This window comes from Burkholderia sp. RF2-non_BP3, assembly GCF_001522185.1.
Classification (GTDB): Bacteria; Pseudomonadota; Gammaproteobacteria; order Burkholderiales; family Burkholderiaceae; genus Burkholderia; species Burkholderia diffusa.
In genome coordinates, this window is record NZ_LOSU01000007.1 from 38,687 (window position 1) to 60,176 (window position 21,490).

Annotated in this window: 21 protein-coding genes and 1 pseudogene; 14 read left to right on the plus strand and 8 right to left on the minus strand. The window is 66.2% G+C overall.

Going from position 1 to position 21,490, the window contains the following annotated elements; all coding sequences use genetic code 11:
* Positions 1-58 precede the first annotated feature (58 nt).
* Entirely contained in the window at positions 59-1,246 is a 1,188-nt protein-coding gene (locus WS45_RS01815; protein WP_059697887.1) for a beta-propeller fold lactonase family protein, read from the plus strand.
* 50 nt (positions 1,247-1,296) lie between these two features.
* On the opposite strand, the gene WS45_RS35945 is transcribed toward WS45_RS01815, so the two are convergent.
* Positions 1,297-1,431, minus strand: coding sequence for a hypothetical protein (locus tag WS45_RS35945; protein WP_006750603.1), 135 nt, complete (start codon positions 1,429-1,431; stop codon positions 1,297-1,299).
* Between the two features lie 401 nt (positions 1,432-1,832).
* Here WS45_RS35945 and WS45_RS01820 point away from each other — a divergent pair, with 401 nt between their 5' ends.
* From WS45_RS01820 to ampC, 3 genes are all read left to right on the plus strand, one after another.
* Positions 1,833-2,249, plus strand: coding sequence for a hypothetical protein (locus WS45_RS01820; RefSeq protein WP_059697889.1), 417 nt, complete (start codon positions 1,833-1,835; stop codon positions 2,247-2,249).
* 102 nt (positions 2,250-2,351) lie between these two features.
* Positions 2,352-3,164, plus strand: a complete 813-nt coding sequence (locus tag WS45_RS01825; RefSeq protein WP_059697892.1) for an alpha/beta fold hydrolase — start codon at positions 2,352-2,354, stop codon at positions 3,162-3,164.
* 185 nt (positions 3,165-3,349) lie between these two features.
* Positions 3,350-4,519 carry a class C beta-lactamase gene (ampC, locus tag WS45_RS01830; RefSeq protein ID WP_059697893.1) on the plus strand — a complete coding sequence of 390 codons (1,170 nt, stop codon included), beginning with the start codon at positions 3,350-3,352 and terminating at the stop codon, positions 4,517-4,519.
* A 174-nt stretch (positions 4,520-4,693) separates the two neighbouring features.
* Here ampC and shc read toward each other — a convergent pair whose 3' ends face one another.
* Positions 4,694-6,739 (minus strand): squalene--hopene cyclase, encoded by a 2,046-nt coding sequence (gene shc / locus WS45_RS01835; protein WP_059697895.1) that lies wholly within the window; start codon positions 6,737-6,739, stop codon positions 4,694-4,696.
* 52 nt (positions 6,740-6,791) lie between these two features.
* Between shc and WS45_RS01840 the strand changes: the two genes are divergently transcribed.
* Complete coding sequence (locus tag WS45_RS01840; protein WP_059697897.1) at positions 6,792-7,496, plus strand: TetR/AcrR family transcriptional regulator; 705 nt, start codon at positions 6,792-6,794, stop codon at positions 7,494-7,496.
* A gap of 15 nt (positions 7,497-7,511) precedes the next feature.
* On the opposite strand, the gene WS45_RS35950 is transcribed toward WS45_RS01840, so the two are convergent.
* Complete coding sequence (locus WS45_RS35950; RefSeq protein WP_257140249.1) at positions 7,512-7,637, minus strand: hypothetical protein; 126 nt, start codon at positions 7,635-7,637, stop codon at positions 7,512-7,514.
* Positions 7,638-7,859: 222 nt separating this feature from the next.
* Here WS45_RS35950 and WS45_RS01845 point away from each other — a divergent pair, with 222 nt between their 5' ends.
* Complete coding sequence (locus WS45_RS01845; protein WP_059697900.1) at positions 7,860-8,135, plus strand: hypothetical protein; 276 nt, start codon at positions 7,860-7,862, stop codon at positions 8,133-8,135.
* A gap of 146 nt (positions 8,136-8,281) precedes the next feature.
* On the opposite strand, the gene WS45_RS01850 is transcribed toward WS45_RS01845, so the two are convergent.
* Positions 8,282-9,223, minus strand: coding sequence for a dihydrodipicolinate synthase family protein (locus WS45_RS01850; protein WP_059525958.1), 942 nt, complete (start codon positions 9,221-9,223; stop codon positions 8,282-8,284).
* 591 nt (positions 9,224-9,814) lie between these two features.
* On the opposite strand from WS45_RS01850, the gene abaF reads away from it, so the two are divergent.
* Positions 9,815-11,194 (plus strand): fosfomycin efflux MFS transporter AbaF, encoded by a 1,380-nt coding sequence (abaF, locus tag WS45_RS01855; protein ID WP_059697902.1) that lies wholly within the window; start codon positions 9,815-9,817, stop codon positions 11,192-11,194.
* 288 nt (positions 11,195-11,482) lie between these two features.
* On the opposite strand, the gene WS45_RS01860 is transcribed toward abaF, so the two are convergent.
* Positions 11,483-12,406 (minus strand): recombination-associated protein RdgC, encoded by a 924-nt coding sequence (locus WS45_RS01860; RefSeq protein WP_059693637.1) that lies wholly within the window; start codon positions 12,404-12,406, stop codon positions 11,483-11,485.
* 270 nt (positions 12,407-12,676) lie between these two features.
* On the opposite strand from WS45_RS01860, the gene WS45_RS01865 reads away from it, so the two are divergent.
* The 3 genes from WS45_RS01865 (at position 12,677) to WS45_RS01875 (ending at position 14,859) form a co-directional block, all read left to right on the plus strand.
* Positions 12,677-13,279, plus strand: a complete 603-nt coding sequence (locus WS45_RS01865; protein WP_059697904.1) for a J domain-containing protein — start codon at positions 12,677-12,679, stop codon at positions 13,277-13,279.
* A 308-nt stretch (positions 13,280-13,587) separates the two neighbouring features.
* Positions 13,588-13,971, plus strand: coding sequence for a hypothetical protein (locus tag WS45_RS01870; protein ID WP_059693633.1), 384 nt, complete (start codon positions 13,588-13,590; stop codon positions 13,969-13,971).
* A gap of 207 nt (positions 13,972-14,178) precedes the next feature.
* Positions 14,179-14,859 carry a GntR family transcriptional regulator gene (locus tag WS45_RS01875; protein ID WP_059525948.1) on the plus strand — a complete coding sequence of 227 codons (681 nt, stop codon included), beginning with the start codon at positions 14,179-14,181 and terminating at the stop codon, positions 14,857-14,859.
* A gap of 84 nt (positions 14,860-14,943) precedes the next feature.
* Here WS45_RS01875 and WS45_RS01880 read toward each other — a convergent pair whose 3' ends face one another.
* The gene (locus tag WS45_RS01880) at positions 14,944-15,138 is read right to left on the minus strand and encodes a hypothetical protein (protein WP_059693630.1); all 195 of its coding nucleotides are present in this window, start codon (positions 15,136-15,138) and stop codon (positions 14,944-14,946) included.
* 555 nt (positions 15,139-15,693) lie between these two features.
* Between WS45_RS01880 and WS45_RS01885 the strand changes: the two genes are divergently transcribed.
* The 4 genes from WS45_RS01885 to WS45_RS01900 all read left to right on the plus strand — a co-directional run bounded on the left by WS45_RS01885 (position 15,694) and on the right by WS45_RS01900 (position 19,809).
* Positions 15,694-16,680 (plus strand): TRAP transporter substrate-binding protein, encoded by a 987-nt coding sequence (locus WS45_RS01885; protein ID WP_059697906.1) that lies wholly within the window; start codon positions 15,694-15,696, stop codon positions 16,678-16,680.
* Positions 16,677-17,255: a TRAP transporter small permease gene (locus tag WS45_RS01890; RefSeq protein WP_059697908.1), complete on the plus strand. Its 579-nt coding sequence runs from the start codon at positions 16,677-16,679 to the stop codon at positions 17,253-17,255. Before WS45_RS01885 ends, WS45_RS01890 begins: the two co-directional genes overlap by 4 nt.
* A gap of 4 nt (positions 17,256-17,259) precedes the next feature.
* Positions 17,260-18,612 carry a TRAP transporter large permease gene (locus WS45_RS01895; protein WP_059449222.1) on the plus strand — a complete coding sequence of 451 codons (1,353 nt, stop codon included), beginning with the start codon at positions 17,260-17,262 and terminating at the stop codon, positions 18,610-18,612.
* Between the two features lie 372 nt (positions 18,613-18,984).
* The gene (locus WS45_RS01900; RefSeq protein ID WP_059697910.1) at positions 18,985-19,809 is read left to right on the plus strand and encodes an alpha/beta fold hydrolase; all 825 of its coding nucleotides are present in this window, start codon (positions 18,985-18,987) and stop codon (positions 19,807-19,809) included.
* A 52-nt stretch (positions 19,810-19,861) separates the two neighbouring features.
* On the opposite strand, the pseudogene WS45_RS01905 reads toward WS45_RS01900, so the two are convergent.
* Together WS45_RS01905 and WS45_RS01910 are read right to left on the minus strand one after the other, a co-directional pair.
* Positions 19,862-20,038 (minus strand): annotated as a pseudogene (locus WS45_RS01905) (MFS transporter); the annotation flags it as partial.
* Positions 20,039-20,082: 44 nt separating this feature from the next.
* Positions 20,083-21,150 carry a porin gene (locus WS45_RS01910; RefSeq protein WP_059697914.1) on the minus strand — a complete coding sequence of 356 codons (1,068 nt, stop codon included), beginning with the start codon at positions 21,148-21,150 and terminating at the stop codon, positions 20,083-20,085.
* Between the last annotated feature and the right edge of the window lie 340 nt (positions 21,151-21,490).

Here is a 21,490-nt window from a genome sequence, read left to right on the forward strand (position 1 = left end):
GAGCAGCAGGGTCGTGCGAGTCATTGCGTCCGCAACCAATCCGGAGAACCGACCCGCCATGCATTCGAACCCCTTTCGCCTTCGTCGCGCCCGCCTGCTCGCCGCGCTGACGCTCGTCACCACTGCCGTCGCCGCGCACGCAGCCGACTGGATCGTGTCCGGCAACGACGGCAAGTACCAGCGCGTCGAAGGGCGCGATACTTATCTCGCGTCGCCGCCCGCCGACACGCTGACGCTGCTCGACGCGAGCGTGGTTCCGCCGAAGGTCGTGCTGCAGGTCGATGTCGAGAACGGCATCCAGGGGCCACCGCAGGCCGTCGCGATCGCGCCCGGCGCGAAGCTCGCGCTGGTCGGCGCGCCGACGCGCTATGACCAGAACGCGAAGCAGCTCGTGTACGACACGTTCCTGCAGGTCGTGAACCTCGATGCGTCGCCGCCGGCGATCACGCGTATCGAACTCGGCACGCACCCGCAGGGGATCGCGATCGACCGGTCGGGCCGGCTTGCGCTGGTGGCGAACGTCGACGGCAGCGTGTCGATCCTGCGGATCGACGGGACGCAGGTGACGCTCGACGGCAACCTGAGGATCGGCAAGAAGCGGCTCGCGGGGATCAGCTTCACGCACGACGGCAAGCATGCGCTCGTGTCGCTGCGCGACGAGCAGGGCGTCGCGGTGCTGAACGTCGACGACGGCAAGGTGACCGACAGCGGCACGCGGCTGAGCACGGGCGTCGCGCCTTATACGATCGACGTGTCGAGCGACAATCGCTGGGCCGTCGTCAGCAACGTCGGGCTCGCGGGGCTGCCGGGCTACACGGGCACGCTCGCGGGCGATGCCGATTCGGTCGCGCTGATCGACGTGTCGCGCACGCCGTTCCGCACGGTCCAGTACCTGACGGTGCCGTCGCTGCCGGAAGGCGTCGCGATCTCGCCGAACGGGAAGTGGATCGCCGTGCAGGCGATGGACGGCTCGAACCTGACCGCCGACAACCCGGGTCGCCACAAGCTCGGCAGGGTGGTGCTGTTCGAGATCCGCGACGGCCGTGCGGTGCAGACGAGCGACGTGCCGGGCGGCGAAGCCGCGCAGGGCATCGTGTTTACCGCCGATAGCCGGCACGTGATCGTGCAGTTCAACGTCGAGCGCCAGCTCGCGCTATATGCGGTCGAAGGCGGCAAGCTGCGCGATACGGGCAAGCGCATTGCGCTGTCGGGCGGGCCGTCGTCGTTGAGGACGTTGCCGCGGTGAAGTGTTGAAGCGTTGACGGGCTGGTCGTGTTCGCGCCGCGCCGACCGGCGTTACGGACGCAGCAGGTCGAATCCGCCGAACACGACCACGCCGCTGAGCGCAATCATCGCGACCGAATGCTGGCCGAAATAGAGAATCGCGGCCGCGAGCCACGTGGTCAGGCAGAAGGCGCCGATGCGGGCCATCGTGAGTTCCTCGAAATGCGTGATGAAGGGTGTGCGTGCCGGAGTCGGCGCGTCGTGATGTCGATGCGGGCGCGGGGCTCGCGCACCGACGGCGCCGGACGGCATCGCGTATCGGGCCCGATCGGGCGGGCGTCGACGCGGGGTAGCCCGCGCGGCCTTGCAGGAAGCAGCCGGTGTGCTGCGGCAGCAGGCCAGCGGGCGATTTTACCAGCGTCGACGGTCGGCTAATCTGGCCCCTTCGCGACAATCGACGGTGCGCGTACGGCAGCCACGGCGCAGGCGCCGTTTCAACGCACTTCGGAGGGCGGGGCTAAAGTTTTGTCCGACGAATGCCGTAAACGAGTTGCAAGGTATCCCTTGTTCAACCGACCCGAGTCGCACACTCATTACGGACCGACACGATGCAGATCGATCTTTCTTCCGCCGCGCAGACTTCGCTCACCACCGGTCAGACGGCCACCGGCGCCGCGTCGACGGCGACGTCCACCGCGTCGTCGCCGACGGGCAATGCGGCGCCGGCCGACGGCGCGGGGCAGACGCCGGGCGCGTCGGGATCCTCGTTCGAGGATCCCGCGGTCAAACAGCTGAAGCAACTCATCGAGCGCTTGCAGAAACAGCTCGCGCAAGTGCAGCAGCAAATGGCGGCCGCCGCGCAGCGCGCGAAGAACGATCCGGCCGCGGCGATCGAGCAGCAGACGCTGAGCGCGGAAGCGAGCACGATCTCCGCCGCGCTGTCGACGGCGATCGCGCAGCTTGCGCAGGCGATCCAGAAGTCTGGCGGTTCGACCTCAGGCGGGCTGGTGTCGACGCAGGCCTGACGGCACGGCGCCGCACCGTCGCGCAGAGCGCGGACGCATCGCGGCACGCCACCCCGCGCATTACAATCGCAAGCTCGTCTCCCTCGAAAGGACGGCAGAACGATGAATGCGGAATTCACCGACGACGATCTCATCCGTTTCGACGCGCAAGGCGGCACGCCGCTGCCGGCGGCCGACACCGAAGGATGGCTGGACCACGACGGCGCGCGCATCTGGCACGCGTCGTTCGGTGATGGGCCGCCGGTCGTGCTGCTGCACGGCGGTCTCGGCCACGCCGGCAACTGGGGCGACCAGGTGCCGGCGCTGCTCGCTGCCGGCTATCGCGCGATCGTGATCGACAGCCGCGGCCACGGCCGCAGCACGCGCGACGATCGCCCGTATTCCTACGAACGCATGGCCTCCGACGTGCTCGCGGTGCTCGATGCGCTGCACATCGGGCGCGCGCGCTTCGTCGGCTGGAGCGACGGTGCGTGCGTGTCGCTCGTGCTGGCTGCCCGCGCGCCGGAGCGAGTGGTGGGCGTGTTCTTCTTCGCGTGCAACATGGATCCGGGCGGCACGAAGGAGATGGTGCCGAGCCCGCTGATCGACCGCTGCTTCGCGCGGCACCGCAAGGACTACGCGCGGTTGTCCGCGACGCCGGGCGAGTTCGATGCGTTCGTCGCGGCCGTCAGCGAAATGATGCGCACGCAACCGGATTACAGCGCGGCCGACCTCGCGGCGATCGCCGTGCCGGTCGCGATCGTGCAGGGCGAGCACGACGAATTCATCCGCCCCGACCATGCAGCGTATCTCGCACACACGATTCCGGGCGCGACGCTGACGATCCTGCCAGGCGTGAGCCACTTTGCGCCGCTGCAACGGCCGGCGCGCTTCAACGCCGCGATGCTGGCGTTTCTCGACCGGTTGGCGGACTGACGTCCGCATGGCCGGTTCGCGCGCCGCATAAGTTTTTCTTTAGGCTCGCGCAAAATTTCATCGATTGTTGGCAAGCGGCCGGCGGTGGATAGTCCTGCTCGACAGGCCGGCTGCCGCAGTCCTCGCGCGGCGCGGCCGGAACTGTTGTTCACGCAACCATCACAAAAATAGAAGGAACCGCAATCATGCGATTCAACGCGATCCGCATCGCCGCGACCCTGTTCGTCGCCGCGTGCGCCGCCGCCATGGCCGGCCGCTCGGCCGCCGCCACGCAGGACGAAATTCACGACACCGTGACCCGCCACGTCGCGCCGCTGATGAAGCAGTTCGCCATTCCCGGCATGGCGATCGGCGTCGTCGCCGACGGCAAGCCTTATGTGTTCGACTACGGCGTGATGTCGACGCAAACCGGCAAGCCGGTGACCGGCGACACGCTGTTCGAGATCGGCTCCGTCAGCAAGACGCTGACCGCGACGCTCGCGGCCGACGCACAGGAAGGCGGCGAACTGTCGCTCACGGACCCGGCCGGCAAGTACCTTCCCGCGTTGCAGGGCAAGCCGTTCGGTGTCGTCACGCTGCTCAATCTCGGCACGCATACGCCCGGCGGAATGCCGCTGCAGGTGCCGGACAGCATCCGCGACGATGCGGACCTGATGCGCTATCTCGACGCATGGCGGCCTGCGTATGCGCCGGGCACGCGTCGCACGTATTCGAACGTCGCGATCGGGATGCTCGGTTTTCTTACCGCGAAGGCGATGCACGAAGACTTCGCGGTGCTGATGGAACAGCGGCTGTTCCCCGCGCTCGGGATGACGCATACCTACATCGACGTGCCCGCCGCGCGCCAGGCCGACTATGCGCAGGGTTATACGCAGGACGGCAAGCCGATCCGGATGACGGGCGGCATGCTGTGGCAGCCGGCGTACGGCGTCAGGACGACGGCGGCCGACCTGCTGCGCTTCGTGCAGGCGAACATGGGGCTCGTCGAAACGTCGACGCGGCTGCAGCGCGCGCTCGAACGCACGCATACCGGCTATTTCCGTGCGGGCCCGTTCACGCAGGACCTGATCTGGGAACAGTATCCGTATCCGGTCGCGTTGCCGACGCTGCTCGCGGGGAATGCGCCGCCGATGCTCCACAACGCGACGCCCGTGACCAAAATCGAGCCGCCGCTCAAGCCGCGCCCGGACACGTGGATCAACAAGACGGGGTCGACCAACGGCTTCAGCACGTATGTCGCCTTCGTTCCCGCGAAGCGGATCGCGATCGTGATGCTCGCGAACCGCAGCTTCCCGATCGAGGATCGCGTGAAGACCGCGTACCGGATCGTCGAGTCGCTGCAGGGCAAGCCGTAACCTGCGTCGCACCGGCCCGCGTGGAATTGCCGACGATCGGCGTGCAGTGTCCGAGAGCGATCCGCGCGACGAGCGAGGGGGAAGGGCGGTGGATCGAAGCGTGATCGCGCCGGACGCCGTGACGCGCGCCGGCGCGTTGCCGCCCGAGCCTGGGCTCGGACATGACGCATATGCTCAGGCGAGCGCGGTGTCGGTGGTGTGCGAGGTCGCCACGCCGGACCCGCTGGAAGAAGACGCACCGGCCAGACGCCGATAGCGCGCGAGCGCCCACAGCGGGAAGTACGCGGTGTAACCGTGATACTTCAGGTAAAAGATGCGCGGAAAACCCGGCGCATTGTGCGATCGGTGCCACCAGAAGCCGTCGTCCTGCTGCACCGATTGCAGATACGCGATGCCGCGTTTCACCGAGTCGGATTCGCAATCGCCGAACGCCATCTGCGCGAGCAGCGCCCACGCGGTGAAGTTCGACGCGCTTTCGCCCGCGTTGGTGCCGGCGAGCGCCGGGTCGATGTAGCTGTCGTTCGTTTCGCCCCAGCCGCCGTCCGCGTGCTGACGCGCGCGCAACCATGCGAGCGCACGGGCGATGTACGGTTGCGACGGGTCTTCGCCCGCGAGCGCCAGCCCGGCCAGCACGCTCCATGTGCCGTAGATGTAGTTCGTGCCCCAGCGGCCCCACCAGCTGCCGTCGGGTTGCTGCGTGCGCTTCACGTAGTCGATCGCGCGCGCGAGCGACGCCCGGTCGTCCGCGCGCTTCGTGACGCCGAAGCACAGCAGCACGCGGCCCGACACGTCCTCGGTCGGCGGATCGAGCAGCGCGCCGTGATCGGCGAACGGGATCGCATTCAGGTACATGCGGTCGCAATCGGCGTCGAAGGCCGCGAAGCCGCCGTTGCGCGATTGCAGGCCACGCATCCAGTCGAGCGCGCGTGCGACGCGCGCCGCATACGGGTGCGAGCCGTCCGCGTTGCGATGCGTGCGGCCGCGACGGTCGAGCATCGCGGTGACGACCGCGGTGTCGTCGATGTCAGGGTAGTACGGGTTCGCGTACTGGAACGCCCAACCGCCCGGTTGCGTGTCGGCGGGCGCGTTCTCGACCCAGTCGCCGCGCAGGTCGTTCACCTGGCGCTCGGCGAGCCAGTCGTACGCGCGCGTGATGCGCGCGTCGAGTTCTTCCAGTGCACTCGCGGGTGCGCCGGCTTCCGGCGCGGCCACGCCGCGTGCCTGTTCGAGCGCCATCGTGCTCCACGCGGTGTCCCATACCGGCGACAGGCACGGCTGGCAGTAGACGCTGCCGTCGGGCCGCGTGACCAGCAGCTTCTCGAGTGCGTTCTCGCAGTCGCGGCGCAACGGATGATCGTCAGGATAGCCAAGTAGGTCCATCATCTGGTAGCTGTACACGATCGGCGGGAAGATTCCGCCGAGGCCGTCCTCGCCGTTCATGCGCTCCGCGCACCATGCTTCCGCATGCCGGATCGCGCGCTGCCGCAGGCGTTTCGGCAGCAGCGGCTCGATGTGGCGCACCACGCGGTCGAGCGCGAGGAACGCGCGGCGCATCCCGCGCGCAGGCGGGAAGTACTGGCGTTCCTGGTCGGGCGGCGTGACGAACAGCTCGGGAATCGCGATGTTGCGCGGGTTGCGCGCACGCGCCTTCAGCGAGCACAGCACGAGCAACGGCACCATCGTCGTGCGCGCCCAGTACGCGACCTTGTACATCGAGATCGGCACCCACTTCGGGAACAGCACGAATTCGATCGGCATGAACGGCGCCGCACGCCACGGCACCTGGCCGAACGTCGCGAGCAGGATGCGCGTGAACACGTTCGCGCGTGCGGCGCCGCCGAGCTTCAGGATCGCGTCGCGCGCGCGGACCATGTGCGGCGCATGCTCGCTGTCGCCGGCGGCCTTCAGCGCGAAGTACGCCTTCACGCTGCACGACACATCCGGATCGCCGTCGACGTACAGGTCCCACCCGCCGTGCGTGTCGAGCCGCTGGATCGCGCGCAGGTAGCGCGCCATCTGCGCCTGGCGCACGTCGTCGATCTTGTCCATGAAATGCATCATCAGGATGTATTCCGCGGTGATCGTCGCGTCGGACTCGAGTTCGAAACACCAGCTGCCGTCAGGCTGCTGAAGACGCATCAGCGCGTCGCGTCCGCGGGCGATCGCGGCGTCGAGCGCGGACCAGTGGGAGGGGGCGGGTTTGTTCATGCGGCGGATCATACCATCCAGACGGAATGTTTATATCGAGACCGCGGGTGCTAACATCGCCCCCATGAAAAAACGCCCAGAATCCGCTTCGCGCGCCATCTCCATGCCTGTCGACACGGCAGGGCCGGCAGGCGCACCGGAAGCACACGAAGCCGCGCCCGCCGCCGGCGTGCGGCGAAAAAAAGCGCCGGAGCAGGTGCGCGCGCAACTGCTGGAAGCCGCGTCCGAGATCGCGACACATCAGGGCGTGGCCGCGTTGACGCTCGACGCGGTCGCCGAACGCGCGGGCGTGACGAAAGGCGCGCTGCAGTATCACTTCGCGAACAAGCAGGGCTTGCTCGATGCGCTGTTCGGGCAGGCGACCGAGCGCTTCGCATCGCAGATGGCCGCGCACCGGGCGGCCGATGCGCATGACAATGGCGCGGCGGCGCGCGCGTATCTGCATGCGGTGCTCGACACCGCGCAGCCGGCCGCGAGCACCGACGTGCTGCGCGTGCTGGTCGCGTCGATGATCACCGAGCAGGAAACACGAGCGCGCTGGTCGGTGCCGATGCGTGAGTGGACGCGCCCGGACCCGGTGCCGCTCGAGCAGGCGGCGACGCTGATGATCTGCCGGCTCGCGGCCGACGGGCTGTGGATTTCCGAGCTGCTCGACAGCGTGGAGATTTCGGCCGAGTTGCGCGCGGAGATCGTTCGGCAACTGGACCGGATGAGTGCGGGCGAACCGCCGGCGGGCAAGAGCAAGGGCTTGCGCGGCCGGCGCGGCTGAGCGGGTTCGGTCGCCTTACAGCGCGCCGGGACCGGCGCGCCTTCTCACACGCGTTCTTGCGAGGGTCGCGTTGATCTTGCTGCGCATGGTGCCGATCCGCACGCTGTGCATGCCGCTGTCGATGTCGGTCGTGACGGCCATGTCCGCACGCGTGAGCGTGCCTCGGACATCCCCATTTCCTGATTGCCGCGGGCGCCGCATCGCACGGATGCGGTGCGATCGATTCAAGCAGGCATCCTCAATATTGGGGATGCCGCCGCGAGGCGCAGCATCTACGATTGTCGACGGAGGATCGAGTTGCGGATGCAACCGACGCGGCACGGCGGCGACGTTTCGACGGCTGCGCGGCAATGATCCGATGATATGAACCAAATCGTTGCACCGATCGGCGGTGTTCTGACACAGAGCGTGCGCGCGACTGGCGTGGCCTGGATGCTCGGCATCGGACGGATCGGCGGCGTGGCCGGCGCGTTCGCCGGCGCGCTGCTGATGGGGCTCGGCTGGCGCGTCGGCGATGTGTTCAGCCTGCTCGCGGTGCCGGCGCTCGTCGCGGCCGGTGCGTTGCACGCGATCGGCCGTTGCCGCACGGAAATCACGGAACAGGAGCGCGCGAGTGGCGCGGCCGTGCAGCAACACTGATGCGGCGGGAGCCCGCCGAGCACGTGCGGGCGCGTTGCTTGGGGGCGCGGCATGAACAAGAAAAGCCACGGAGGGCTCCGTGGCTTTTCTGCTCGATCACGCAGCCGTGTCACGGCCGCGTATCGCACTGCATCGTGCGAGCGCGCTTACGCGATGCTCTTCGACCAGTTCGCGTACCAGTTGCGGAACAGCGTGTACTGCGCTTCCGCGTAGTTGCGTTGCGCGTCGCTCAGTGCGTCGGTTTCGTTGAAGTGCAGCGTGTATTCCTTGTCGCCGTTCAGCACCATCAGGTGCTTGTAGAACAGGACCAGGTCGCAGCCTTCGTCGAACGACGACAGCACGGCCAGCGCCGCTTCCAGTTCCTTCGCACGTACGCGTGCCACCGCATCGCCTTGCGCGGCCTTCTTGCACAGGTCGACGAGTTGCAGCACTTCGCGCGGCAGCGCGTTGCCGATGCCGGTGATCGCGCCCGCGGCGCCGCAGTTCACGAAGCCGTGGAAGACTTGCGTGTCGACGCCGGCCATCAGCGTCACGCTGTCGTCCTGCGACGTGATGTTCTCGGCTGCGTAACGCATGTCGGCGGCACCGCCGAATTCCTTGAAGCCGATCAGGTTCGGGTGCTGGCGACGCAGTTCGAAGAACAGGTCGGCACGGGTCGCGAAGCCGTAATACGGGCTGTTGTAGATCACGGCCGGCAGGTTCGGCGCGGCGTTCAGGATCGCGGCGAAGTGTGCCTTCTGCGCGGCCGGCGATGCGCCGCGCGACAGCACGCGCGGGATCACCATCAGACCGTGCGCGCCGACCTTCGCGGCATGCGCGGCGTGCGACACGGCTTCCTTCGAGTTCACCGCGCCGGTGCCGACGATCGTCGGGACGCCGGCTTCGACCAGGCGCGCGACGCCTTCCTGGCGCTGCGCTTCGGTCAGCAGCGGCCAGTCGCCCATCGAGCCGCAGTACACCACCGCGCGCATGCCGAGTGCCACCAGTTCCTTGCCCTTCTTCACCAGCGCGTCGAAATCCGGCTGACGGTCAGCGGTGCACGGCGTCATCAGGGCCGGAATGGTGCCGGTAAAAATGTTGTCGCTCATCTCGTTTCCTCACATTCAGATAGGGTCAACTGCCATTGCTGGCAACGTGGGCGGTACGCGCGCTCGCCGTCTCGTCGATGCTTCACGTGATCCGGACGGCGGCTGGCCACCTCTTGTTTGCCTCGGTGCCGAAACGTTGCCTCCGGTTTCGCCCGAGAGTCAGCCATCGACGAGTGCATTCTAGCCAGTTCGCATATTTTATACAATATAAAATAAAAAGGGCATGACGAAGGCCATCGTTCCGGGGCAGCGGGGCGGGCGGTGAACCCCGGCGCGCCGGCCTCCGGCGAGGATGGCGGGCGATTCCGGCGAAGTCGGCGCGATGCGGGTCCTGGCGCCGCACGATGGTCCACAAAGTCGGACCAGCGTCGCGTAAGCCTGTTCTCGTCGCGCTTTTATCTGACCGAAATCCGCTCCCTCCGATGACTTTCGAAGCGATCGACGGTGGCACGCCGACGTGTCGCATTTCCGCCGAACGCATTTTTGAGATTGCTTGGATTGTGTATTGGATATTGTATAAAATCTTTCGGCGCGCTTACCCGCGAACCGGCCCATCAAGGGAAATGGAAGACAACGAGAGGAGATACGGAGATGACAAGTCAGGTCGGCGAGGCAGTCTCGCCTGGTGGTGTGGCGGCCGTGCAGGACACGGCATCGAAACGGGAATTGAAGCGGGTCGTCGCGGCGTCGATGGTCGGGTCGGTGGCGGAGTGGTACGAGTTCTTCCTGTATGGAACGGCTTCGGCGCTGGTGTTCGGCACGCATTTCTTCAAGAAGACGGGCAACCCGATCGACGGCCTGCTCGCGGCGTTCGCGCTGTACGCGGTGGGATTCGCCGCGCGCCCGATCGGCGGGCTGGTGTTCGGCTATTACGGCGACAAGTTCGGCCGCAAATATCTGCTGCAGGTCAGCCTGATCGTGGTCGGCATCACGACGTTCCTGATGGGCTGCCTGCCGACCTTCGATGCGATCGGCTACTGGGCGCCGGTGCTGCTGGTGTCGCTGCGCCTGATTCAGGGCTTCGCGTTCGGCGGCGAGTGGGGCGGTGCGATCCTGCTGGTCAGCGAGCACAGCCCGGACAACCGCCGCGGCTACTGGGCCAGCTGGCCGCAAGCCGGCGTGCCGGCCGGCAACCTGGTCGCGACGATCATCCTGCTGGTGCTGTCGAGCTCGCTGTCCGAGGCCGACTTCCTGGCGTGGGGCTGGCGCGCGGCGTTCTGGTTCTCGGCGGTGGTCGTGCTGATCGGTTTCTGGATTCGCCGCAAGGTCGACGATGCGCCGATCTTCAAGGAAGCGCAGGCGCGCCGCGCGCAGAAGCAGGAAAGGCAGCTCGGCGTGGGGCACGTGCTGAAGTACCACTGGCGGCAGGTGCTGATCGGTATCGGCGCGCGTTTCGCCGAAAACATCCTGTACTACATGGTCGTCACGTTTTCGCTGACGTATCTGAAGCTGGTCGTCGGCTTCGATACCACGCGGATCCTGAAGCTGATGTTCGCCGCCAACGCGATCCATTTCTTCTTCATTCCGCTGATGGGGCTGATGTCGGACCTCGTCGGCCGCAAGCCCGTGTACCTGACCGGCGCGGTGCTGACCGCGGGCTGGGGCTTCGTCGCGTTCCCGATGATGGACACCGGCAACGACTGGATCATCATGGCCGCGATCGTGCTCGGCCTGTTCATCGAATCGATGACCTACTCGCCGTATTCGGCGCTGATGACCGAGATGTTCCCGACCAACGTGCGCTATACCGCGCTGTCGCTGTGCTATCAGGTCGCGCCGCTGATGGCGGGCTCGCTCGCGCCGTTGATCGGGCTGTCGTTGCTCGAGCGCTATCATTCGTCGACGCCGATCGCGTTGTATCTGGTCGCGGCGGCGGCGATCTCGATCGTATGCGTGGGCCTCGCGAAGGAAACGCGCGGCAAGTCGCTGCGTGACGTCGACGCCGAGGCAAGCCGACGGACCCACGCGTGACGTATGCGGCCGAAGTCTGCTTGAACGCACCGAAGCCACCCGCGAGGGTGGCTTTTTTCGGTTCATCGCGGATTCCCGGGGGAGGGCGGGGAAGGCGGTCGGTGGCCTTCTACGAATTGCCTGGAGCCCTTGACGATCGCGGCCGCTTTCAGGAATTGCTCTGGTTTCCTATGGATCGCGAGCGTGCAGCCGCGACCTGCGCCGGCGCGGCGACGGTCCTGCTCGACATGTCGCGTCAGGGCAAAACCGCGCCGCCGCGGGGCGATGATTATCGACAGCCGACGGGATTCAGGCTGCTGCCGCCTGATGAATCGCGTCGTCTCGATCGCCGCCCAGGATATCGACAAGATCGGTCAACATCCGCCCCAATTCGCCCGTCATCAGCGTGACGTCCGAGTCGAAGCGTTCGTCGTCGTTTTGCGCGGTGGGATCCGTCGCTTCCTTGATCACGTCGAGCGGCGTGACACGCTTGATCGTCAGCGACGGTGTCAGCACGAAGGAGATCCGGTCATCCCAGGTCATCGCGAGGCGCATGCATTGTTTGCCGGCCTCGATGTGCCGGCGCATGTCGTTCGCTTCCAGCGCGTGGCCGACGTATCGCACCGTGGCGCCGCCTTCGCCGCTCGAGCGCAACTCGGCATCCTGGTCCACGGTGAATCCGCCCGGCGCGTCGCCGGACAGCAGCCAATCCGTCATCGCGGCGACCGGCGAAAGCGCCACCTGAACGCTGGCGAGCGGCAATTGATCGATCGATTTGACGAGCAGGCCGCGGACGTCGTCGGCAAGCGCCTGTGCAGCCGCATCGATGACGAGCCAGCCGTTCACCGTATCGATCCACACGCGGGTATCGCGGCGAATGGTGAACGCGCGCGGCAGCAGTTCGTCGGTGACCTGCTCCTTGAGTTCGCGCAGCTGTTTTCGTCCGACCTTGAAGCCCTGCTGCTCCTCGACTTCAAGCGCGCGGGCCTTGGTCACCTGATTGACGACCGAGGCCGGAAGCAGCTTCTTTTCGGCACGAAACGTCAGCAGCATCTGCCGGTTGATCGAATACACGAGCGCGCCGTCGTCACGCGGCGACGCCCATCCGACGCGCTGCATCTCGACGCTGGTGCCCGGCTGAAACGCGTGAGGCGCCAACCATGCTTCCATCTGATCGGGGGTAACGGCCCACGGTGCCGGAAGACGATGAAGCTGAAGATTCTTGAACCACATAGGCGTGCGGGCAAAGCGCATCATTCTATATGACGGTGACGTTTGCCGGCCAGGAAGTGCCGTCAGCCTGCATGCTCGTTCGGATACTCGATCGACCGCTCCAGTTGGCAAACGGACGTTCCGATGTGAATGATTCGGATCTCGTCATCCGCCAAAGTGCTCCCGACCGGCACTCAGGATGTTCAGCATCTGGTGAATTCCCAACCCGACAAATTGGCGTTGCGGCGACATGCTACGATCAACGCGATCCGACTTTCATCCCGACGCACGATGACGACAATGTATGAATTGCTCGGTGTGTGCGAGAACGCCACCGACGAGGAAATCAAGCGCGGCTACCGAAAGGCGGCGATGAAAGCGCATCCCGACCGCAACGTCGGGTGCGAAGCGGACGCGCATGCGCGATTTCAGGAGATCAAGGAGGCATACGCGATTCTCTCGAATCCGGAGCTGCGCCGCGTTTACGACACCGTTTACGCAGAGGAAATGCTCCGTCACGCACGGCTTCGCGAAGAAGAGGAGCGCTTGAAGGCGGAGCGCGAAGCGGAATATGCGCGATTCGTGGCATGGGCGATGCGCTTCGCCGAGCAAGGGCACAACCGCGACGTCGTGTTCGGTGTTCTGCTCGGCCGCGATTGCGATGTTCAACTCGCCGAGCGCATTGCCGACAGTGTGATCGAACTGCATGCGTCGCGCCAGCCGGGCGCATCGCGGGACGGACAGCATGATGAGCAGATGCCGCAACGCGACGAGAGGGCGACGCAGGCGGCATCGGCGCAAGCGTCAGAGAGCGATGCGCGAAGGCGTGACGAACACGCGCATACGGATTTTTTCCGCGCTCTGTGGCACGGCATGTTCGGACTGCGCCCGTGAGTCCTGGCGGGCGACCGGTTTTGCGAACGCGGAACTCGACCGCGATCGGTGCCGTCTTCGAGGGAGGTTCTTTGATCGACTGCTTCATGAGTCGATGGCTAAGTGGGTTGAATGCGCACCACTAAACAGTCATTCCCGTCGACGACGCTGAGTTGAGAGGCCCGAGACGGCAATACGGCCGTTGAACAGGCGCGAAGGCGTACGGGCCAAACATCGGCGTCAGGCGGCGCGTTGCATCGTCCGAATTCGCGGCACCTGTCCGGGTGCGACTCATGCGATCATGTGCCGTGACCAACATGAGAGATGGAATGACGACTACGTTCGACGAGGCGACAACGGCGGCGATCGCCGCGTTTGCCCAATTGGATTTCTACACAGCGGTGCAAGCGATGCGCGCCGAGGCCGATTACGACCGCGAGCGAGACCAGTGGATCTCGCGCTATATCGATGAGCACGGCGGCGGGGCGGACGATGCAGCATACGATGCGCTGCACGCGCAGGCCCAGGCGACCCCGGAATACGCGGAGTTCGTCGATGCGGTTCGCCGGGAAATCCTGGAATACTTCGGCGTGACCGACGATCAACTGGACTGCATGGTCCTGCTGCGCGATGACGACAGCGATGAGCTGTGGGCGGAAGTCAATCGGCAGCGGAGCGCGCTGGGAACCGGTGAAGTGCGCGGAGATCTCTGATCGTCGCTTGCCATTGTGGTCTCGAGTCGTGCCGGGTGCAGTGGGGCGGCATACGACATCCGCAGGCGGCCGAACGAAGGGCGCGACAGCGTGAAGCCCCATGCGGGGGCGGTTCGACGACACGGGCGCTCTGCTAATATTGTAGAAAATATGCAATATCCGCCGCCGCGCCGGCACCCTGCCTGACCGCCTTCCCCCAATCCGAACATGAACGAGAAACGCCCTGCTCTTGTCTACGCCACGCGCGCCGAAGCCGCAGCGAACGAATTGCGCCGCCGTATCCTGACAGGGGAGTATGTCGACGGCTATCAGCTTCGCCAGGATGCGCTGGCGACCGAGCTCGGCATCAGCCGGATCCCGCTGCGCGAGGCGCTCGTGCAGCTTGAGAGCGAGGGGCTCGTCAAGATCCTGCCCCACAAGGGGGCGATCGTTTCGGAACTGTCCCCGGAAGACATCACCGAACTGTTCGAACTGCGCGCGCTGCTGGAACCCGTGCTGCTGAAGAAGTCGATTCCGAAGCTGACCGCCGAGGATTTCGCGCGGCTGGATGCGATCCTCGAGGAATACAGCGAGGTGCTGCATGCGAGCCAGTCCGGGCGCTGGGGCGAACTGAACACCGAACTGCATCATCTGCTGCTGTCGCGCGCCGACCAGCCGAAGACGGCGGCGATCGTCGCGTCGCTGCTGCAGCAGACCGACCGCTACACGCGCGTGCAGTTGTCGCTGTCCGAGGCCGCGCGCGACGTGGCCGAATCCGAACACGCCGAACTGGTCGCGTTGTGCCGCAAGGGCGATGCGCGCGCGGCGGCATCGCTCCTCAAGCGGCATATCGAGCATGCGGGCGGCGAGCTGAATGCGTTTCTGCGCGATCGACGCCTCGGACGTTGAGCGCGCGTCCGGCCAGGACGCGGCGCACACCGCTTTGCAGCAGATTCCGGCATCGAGGCGCGATCGCATGCGCGTGACGTTCGTCTATCCGCCGCCGATACCCTGCAGCACCTTGCCCGTTCCGCCGCACACCGTGCACGGTTGTCCTTCGACCATGCCCGTGCCGCGGCACACGCCGCACAGGTCCTCGCCCACGCCCGGCGCATCGGGCGGCCCTTCGTCGCCCGGATTCAGCGGTGTGTCCTGATTCGGCCCTGCCGACATTCTGGTCGTCTGCATCGCATACCTCCTTTCGCATTTTCGATGTCGCCGCGAGGACGCATCGCGCGTGCCCGCGGCGACTGCATGCGTGTGGGCGCCGGTCCGTATGCCGGAAGTCGTCATCGCATCGTCATTACTACGACGGCGCCCACATCGAGCCACGTTGCGAAGAGTGAGGTTCGCATCCGGTTGATCGTCGAGGCCTGATATCACGTGGCAGCGATTGTTGCGTGGTCGGTCATCCTACAACTTGCGAAATAGAAACGAATACCGGCGTTCGGTCTCGGGAAAGCGATGCAACGTCGTGCCGATCCAGATGCGGACCCATTTCCGGAAAACGTTTCGCTAAAAGTCACCCGAAGAGGGGCGACTTCTTCCTATATCCCGCCGCAAGCCCGCGCCAGTGCCCGTTATAGGGTATGCACCAAGTGAGTAAAACGATTAACCGCCGTACATTCGCTCCGACACATCATACAACGTATGACTGCGATTCCTCGAAGGGCCGTACGTCGATGCATGCGGATGCCGCCCGGATCGCCGTCAAATAACGAGCAACCAGCAAGGAGACTGACGATGAAGCACCGATTCACCCGCTCCCGTAACGCACTGGCCGTCGCGCTGATGGCCGGCTTCGCGATGTCCGCGCACGCCCGCGTATTCCGCTCGGCGGACGTACACGGCGACAGCTTCCCGACCAACATGGCGGTCAAGTACATGGGCGACGAGCTGTCGAAGCTGACGGGCGGCAAGGACTCGATCAAGGTGTTCGGCAACAGCGCGCTCGGCTCCGAGAAGGACACGGTCGACCAGGTGCGGATCGGCGCGATCGACATGGCGCGCGTGAACGGCGCGTCGTTCAACGAGATCGTGCCGGAATCGCTGATTCCGTCGTTCCCGTTCCTGTTCCGCGACGTCGACCATTTCCGCAAGGCGATGTACGGCCCGGCCGGCCAGAAGATTCTCGACGCGTTCGCGGCGAAGGGGATGATCGCGCTGACGTTCTACGAGAGCGGCGCGCGCTCGATCTACGCGAAGCGCCCGGTGCGCACGCCCGCCGACATGAAGGGGCTGAAGGTGCGCGTGCAACCATCGGACCTGATGGTCGACGAGATCCGGGCGATGGGTGGCACGCCGACGCCGATGCCGTTCGCCGAGGTCTACACGGGCCTGAAGACGGGCCTCGTCGACGCGGCGGAAAACAACCTGCCGTCGTACGAGGAAACCAAGCACTTCGAAGTAGCGCCCGACTACTCGGAGACGCAGCACGCGATGACGCCGGAAGTGCTGGTGTTCTCGAAGAAGATCTGGGACACGCTGTCGCCGCAGGAACAGGCCGCGATCAGGAAGGCCGCGGCCGATTCCGTGCCGTACTACCAGAAGCTTTGGACCGCGCGCGAGGCATCGGCGCAGCAGACGGTGACGAAGGGCGGCGCGAAGATCCTGCCGGCCGCGCAGGTCGATCGCGCGGCGTTCGTGAAGGCGATGCAGCCGCTGTGGGCGAAGTACGAAAAGACGCCGCAGATGAAGCAGATCGTCGACGAGATCGAGGCAATCAAGTGACCCGTCGCACTTCCCTGAACGGCGCGGCGGCCGTGGGCGCGCCGGATGCGGCCGCCACGGACGGTGCTGCACCGTGCCGGCCGCGCGCGGCCGCGCCGCGCCTGCGTTGCGTGAACGACCTGCTGTTCCGCGCACTGGCCGTGGCCGCGTCGCTGTGTCTCGCGGCGCTCACGGTGCTGGTGTTCTACGCGGTCGTGATGCGTTACGTATTCGAGAACGCGCCCGATTTCGTCGAGCCGATCGCGCTGCTGCTGGTGATCGTGATCGCGATGTTCGGCGCCGCGATGAAGGTGCGCGACGGCGGCCACATCGGCCTCGACTCGCTCGTGCGGCGCCTGTCGCCGGGCGCGCGCACCGTGGTGATCGCGATCCAGCACCTGAGCCTGATCGCGTTCGCGATCGCGATCATGGTCGGCTGCGGCAGCATGGCCGCCGAGACGATGGGCGACCGCATCCCGATCATCGGGCTGCCCGAGGGCGTTCGCTATCTGATCACGATTCCCGCGGCGATCGCCATCATCCTCTTCTCGCTCGAGCACCTGCTCGCGCTTCGTCGTTCTTCGTCGGGCCAATAACGTCATGGAACTCGCGATCCTGTCCGTCAGTTTTCTGATTTTCCTCGTGCTCGGCGTGCCCGTTTCGTTCGCGCTCGGAATTGCCTGCGTGCTGACCTATATGGTCGAAGGGCTGCCGATCGCGACCGCGATGCAGTCGATGATTTCGGGGATGAACGCATTCTCGTTCCTCGCGGTGCCGTTCTTCATCTTCTCCGGCGAGCTGATGCTGCACGGCGGCATCGCGGACCGGATCCTGCGTTTCGCGCAGGCAACCGTCGGCCACTTCCGCGGCGGCCTCGGAATGGCCAACGTCGTCGCGTGCACGCTGTTCGGCGGCGTGTCGGGCTCGCCGACCGCCGATACGTCCGCGATGGGCGGCGTGGTGATCCCGCTGATGAAGCGCGAAGGCTACAGCGCGGCCTACGCGGTCAACGTGACGACCCACGCATCGCTCGCCGGCGCGTTGATGCCGACGTCGACCAACATGATCATCTACGCGTTCGCCGCGCAGGGGATCACGGGGATGTTGCACGGCCAGCAGGTGAGCGGCGTGTCGATCGGCGACCTGCTGTTCTCCGGCCTCCTGCCGGTGCTGTGGGTGATGGGCTTCGTGCTCGCCGCCGCCTACTGGCAGGCCGTGCGTCACGGCTATCCGCGCCGTGAAGACGGATCGTCCGCGCTGCCGGCGTTCCCGGGCTGGTATGCGGTGCTGCGCAGCTTCGTCGGCGCGGTGCCGGGCCTGATGGTGATTGCGATCATCCTCGTGTGCGTCGCGAAGGGGATCGCCACCGCGACCGAAGCGGCCGCGATCGCCGTCGTGTATTCGCTCGTGCTGACCGCGATCGTGTACCGCACGCTGACCGTCGAGAAACTGCGCCGCGCGCTGTCGCATGCGGCGCGCACGACGGGCGTCGTGCTGCTGCTGATCGCCGTGTCGAACATGCTGCGCTTCCAGATGTCGTACCTGGAGATTCCGGATGCGATCGAAGGGCTGCTGAAGCAGTCGACCGCGGCGCCCTGGCTGATGCTGCTGTACATCAACATCATCCAGGTGTTCCTCGGCACGTTCGTCGACATGGCCGCGCACATCCTGATCACGACGCCGCTGTTTCTGCCGATCGCGATGGCGTGCGGCGTCGGGCCGGTGCAGTTCGGCATCATGCTGCTGCTGAACTGCTCGCTCGGCCTCGTTCATCCGCCGATCGGCTCGGTGCAGTTCGTCGGCTGCGCGATCGGCAACGTGTCGATCGGCGAGACGACGAAGATGGCGTGGCCGTATTACCTCGCGATCTTCAGTGCGATCAATATCGTCACGTACATGCCGTTCTTCTCCACCTGGCTGCCGAGCCTCATCAGCGGGCACGCGGTGTTCTGATCGCGCGTCTCGCCCGTCGCGGCGCCGGATGACCGAGGTTGTCCGGCGCCGCGGTCACGTTAATGGTTGCTTCACGCACGGCGAAGTCACAAGAGCAAGAAGACATGCATGGCGCGCCTGCGCGGCCGCCGCATTTGCGCTGGCCGAATCGCTCGCGCATGCGGCGGCGTAAGCGTATGTCTCGAACGGCGACAGCCGCGGCATTCCGGTGTTCGGCGTCGTCCCGGTCGCACGGCGGAAGTGCGCGACGGCAGTCATACGCAATGCGGCAACCTGTGCGATGATTCGGCGCTTCGCGTTCGTCGCAGAACGCCGCGGATCGCGGCGCCCGTTTCCGGGCCGCCGCCGATCGCATCGACATCCGGAGACGACATGCCCGCACACATCGTTCATGGCAGCACCCTGCATTACCAGGATCACGGCACCGGATTTCCGGTGCTGCTCGGACACAGCTACCTGTGGGATTCGGCGATGTGGGCGCCGCAGATCGACGCGCTATCGAGCCGCTATCGCGTGATCGTGCCGGACCTGTGGGGGCATGGCGCGTCTGGCCCGCTGCCCGACGGCACCCAGACGCTCGACGACCTCGCCGCACACGCGAGCGCATTGCTCGATGCGCTGGAGATCGATCAGTGCGCGGTCGTGGGCCTGAGCGTCGGCGGGATGTGGGGCGCGCGGCTCGCGTTGCGCGAACCGCAGCGCGTGCGCTCGCTCGTGCTGATGGATGCATCGCTGGAGGCCGAACCCGACGCGACGCGGCTGCGTTACTTCGGGATGCTCGATGCGATCGCCGCTGCCGGCTGCATCGCGCCGCCGCTGCTCGATGCGATCGTGCCGCTGTTCTTCCGGCCGGACGTGAACCTTGCCGACCCGGTGCCGACCGCGTTTCGCGCCGCGCTCGCGAACCTGCCGGCCGATCGGCTGCGGCAGTCGATCGTCCCGCTCGGTCGACTGATCTTCGGGCGGCCCGATACGCTGGCCGCACTCGCCGAACTGGATGCCGAGCGCACGCTGCTGATGTGCGGCGCGGGCGACATGGCGCGCCCGCCGTCGGAGACGGTGAAGATGGCGAGCGTGATCGGTTGCCGCCATGCGCTGGTGCCGGACGCCGGCCACATCTCGAACCTGGAGAATCCCGCGTTCGTCACGAGGACGCTGCTCGACTGGTTCGACGAACAGCAGCTCGCGGCGGGTTGAGCGCCGCGCGGCGTCGCAACGACTTGCGTTACTGCATCACTGCATCACTGGATTACGCGCGTTCGCCGACCGGCGTGAACTTGCCGTCGCGCACGCGCCCCTCGTCAACGCCGCGGCGAATCAGGTCCTGCGCTTCCGCGCGCCTCGCGACACACGGCGCGGAGCCGGGCAGCGGCCGCCGTGCGGTTTCGCGCAGCGCGAGCACCGACACGATGCCGATGAACTGCGAATGCACGGCGGCGGCGATTCGACACTTGAACCGCCGCTTGCGCATCAGAACATGTGGCGGATCCCGACGTTCGCGCCGACGGTCGTGCCGGTGACCGCGTAAAGCGCGTTGTTGATCCCGAGCCCGGTGTTCATCGCACCGTGGTTGTTGACCATCGCGACCTGCGCGTACAGCGCGGTTGCCTTCGACAGGCTGTAGGTCGTGCCGACGGCCGCGAGCAGCGAGTGATTGGCGGTGTCGTTGCGATCGCTGGTGAACCAGATGCCGCCGTTCAGGTCGACGGCGGGCGTGGCCTGGTAATCGAGGCCACCGCCATACACGTTGTTGCTGAACGATCCGCCGACCTTGTAGCTCGTGAACGATGCCTTCGCGGTGACCGGGCCGAAGCGGTACGCGGCGCCGATCGTGCGCCCGACGAACGCGACGGTGCTCGGCGTCGGCGTCGGGTTGGTGCCGTCGTTGCCGTCGTAGAACGCGGCGTCGACCATGAAGCCCTCATGTTCATACTTGAGGCTCGCCGAATACTGGCGGCCGGCCTGGAAGTCGCCTGCCTTGCCGCCGAATGCGAACATCGCGCTGCCGGTGAGGCCGGCGATCGTCGGGCTGGTGTACGACACGGCGTTCGGGTTGAACAGGCCCGTCACCAGCACGTTGTCGACGTAGTTGATCAGCCCGCTACCGAAGTGCGAGAAGCTGCGCGGATCCGAATCGAAGATCGCGAGCAGGAACGGCGAGTACTGCACGCCGGCCTTGACTGTGCCGAAGCCGCCATCGAGCCCGACCCACGCCTGGCGGCCGAAGAAGTTGCCGTTCGAATGGGCGAACGCGCCATTGGTGACGGCAAAGCCGCTTTCGAGCTGGAATTTCGCCTTGAGGCCGCCGCCGAGATCCTCGGTGCCGGTCATCCCGAACGTCGTCGGCGTCATGCCGGTGTCGGTCATCGCGAACTGATGGCCGGCGTTCGCGCCGGTGGCGGCGTCGAGCGTCTTGCTCGTGTACAGCAACGCCGCGTCGAGGTTGCCGTACAGCGTGACGCTGCTCTGCGCGAAGGCGTTGCTGCCGATCATCGCGCCAGCCAGCGCGGCGCAACCGATCACGATTCTGCTTTTCATTGGGTGTCTCCAGTGTTGTTGTACGTCGATGCATCGAACGGGGAATGCGCCGGACATCCGAAGCGGTGTCCGTCGCGCGGGCCGCATACGCAGGATGGGGCGCGGCGGAACGCACGTGCGTGGCCGGGTGTCGGCCGCATGCGACGCGTTCATGGCGGGGAATGGGCGCCCGAACGCGCGTGCGTCGAAGAGGTTGGGTAGGGCCGGCCGATGCCGGCCCCGTCGTTCAGAGTGACTGGCCGAGCTGCTCGAGGATCGCCGGATTCTCGAGCGTGGACGTGTCCTGCGTGATCGCCTCGCCCTTGGCGAGCGAGCGCAACAGGCGCCGCATGATCTTGCC

What these genes read in the sequence shown, in the direction of transcription:
- WS45_RS01815 (WP_059697887.1), top strand. Translation starts at nt 59, where the DNA reads ATGCATTCGAACCCCTTTCGCCTTCGTCGCGCCCGCCTGCTCGCCGCG.
- WS45_RS35945 (WP_006750603.1), bottom strand. Translation starts at nt 1,431, where the DNA reads ATGGCCCGCATCGGCGCCTTCTGCCTGACCACGTGGCTCGCGGCCGCG.
- WS45_RS01820 (WP_059697889.1), top strand. Translation starts at nt 1,833, where the DNA reads ATGCAGATCGATCTTTCTTCCGCCGCGCAGACTTCGCTCACCACCGGT.
- WS45_RS01825 (WP_059697892.1), top strand. Translation starts at nt 2,352, where the DNA reads ATGAATGCGGAATTCACCGACGACGATCTCATCCGTTTCGACGCGCAA.
- ampC (WP_059697893.1), top strand. Translation starts at nt 3,350, where the DNA reads ATGCGATTCAACGCGATCCGCATCGCCGCGACCCTGTTCGTCGCCGCG.
- shc (WP_059697895.1), bottom strand. Translation starts at nt 6,739, where the DNA reads ATGATCCGCCGCATGAACAAACCCGCCCCCTCCCACTGGTCCGCGCTC.
- WS45_RS01840 (WP_059697897.1), top strand. Translation starts at nt 6,792, where the DNA reads ATGAAAAAACGCCCAGAATCCGCTTCGCGCGCCATCTCCATGCCTGTC.
- WS45_RS35950 (WP_257140249.1), bottom strand. Translation starts at nt 7,637, where the DNA reads ATGGCCGTCACGACCGACATCGACAGCGGCATGCACAGCGTGCGGATC.
- WS45_RS01845 (WP_059697900.1), top strand. Translation starts at nt 7,860, where the DNA reads ATGAACCAAATCGTTGCACCGATCGGCGGTGTTCTGACACAGAGCGTG.
- WS45_RS01850 (WP_059525958.1), bottom strand. Translation starts at nt 9,223, where the DNA reads ATGAGCGACAACATTTTTACCGGCACCATTCCGGCCCTGATGACGCCG.
- abaF (WP_059697902.1), top strand. Translation starts at nt 9,815, where the DNA reads ATGACAAGTCAGGTCGGCGAGGCAGTCTCGCCTGGTGGTGTGGCGGCC.
- WS45_RS01860 (WP_059693637.1), bottom strand. Translation starts at nt 12,406, where the DNA reads ATGTGGTTCAAGAATCTTCAGCTTCATCGTCTTCCGGCACCGTGGGCC.
- WS45_RS01865 (WP_059697904.1), top strand. Translation starts at nt 12,677, where the DNA reads ATGACGACAATGTATGAATTGCTCGGTGTGTGCGAGAACGCCACCGAC.
- WS45_RS01870 (WP_059693633.1), top strand. Translation starts at nt 13,588, where the DNA reads ATGACGACTACGTTCGACGAGGCGACAACGGCGGCGATCGCCGCGTTT.
- WS45_RS01875 (WP_059525948.1), top strand. Translation starts at nt 14,179, where the DNA reads ATGAACGAGAAACGCCCTGCTCTTGTCTACGCCACGCGCGCCGAAGCC.
- WS45_RS01880 (WP_059693630.1), bottom strand. Translation starts at nt 15,138, where the DNA reads ATGCAGACGACCAGAATGTCGGCAGGGCCGAATCAGGACACACCGCTG.
- WS45_RS01885 (WP_059697906.1), top strand. Translation starts at nt 15,694, where the DNA reads ATGAAGCACCGATTCACCCGCTCCCGTAACGCACTGGCCGTCGCGCTG.
- WS45_RS01895 (WP_059449222.1), top strand. Translation starts at nt 17,260, where the DNA reads ATGGAACTCGCGATCCTGTCCGTCAGTTTTCTGATTTTCCTCGTGCTC.
- WS45_RS01900 (WP_059697910.1), top strand. Translation starts at nt 18,985, where the DNA reads ATGCCCGCACACATCGTTCATGGCAGCACCCTGCATTACCAGGATCAC.
- WS45_RS01910 (WP_059697914.1), bottom strand. Translation starts at nt 21,150, where the DNA reads ATGAAAAGCAGAATCGTGATCGGTTGCGCCGCGCTGGCTGGCGCGATG.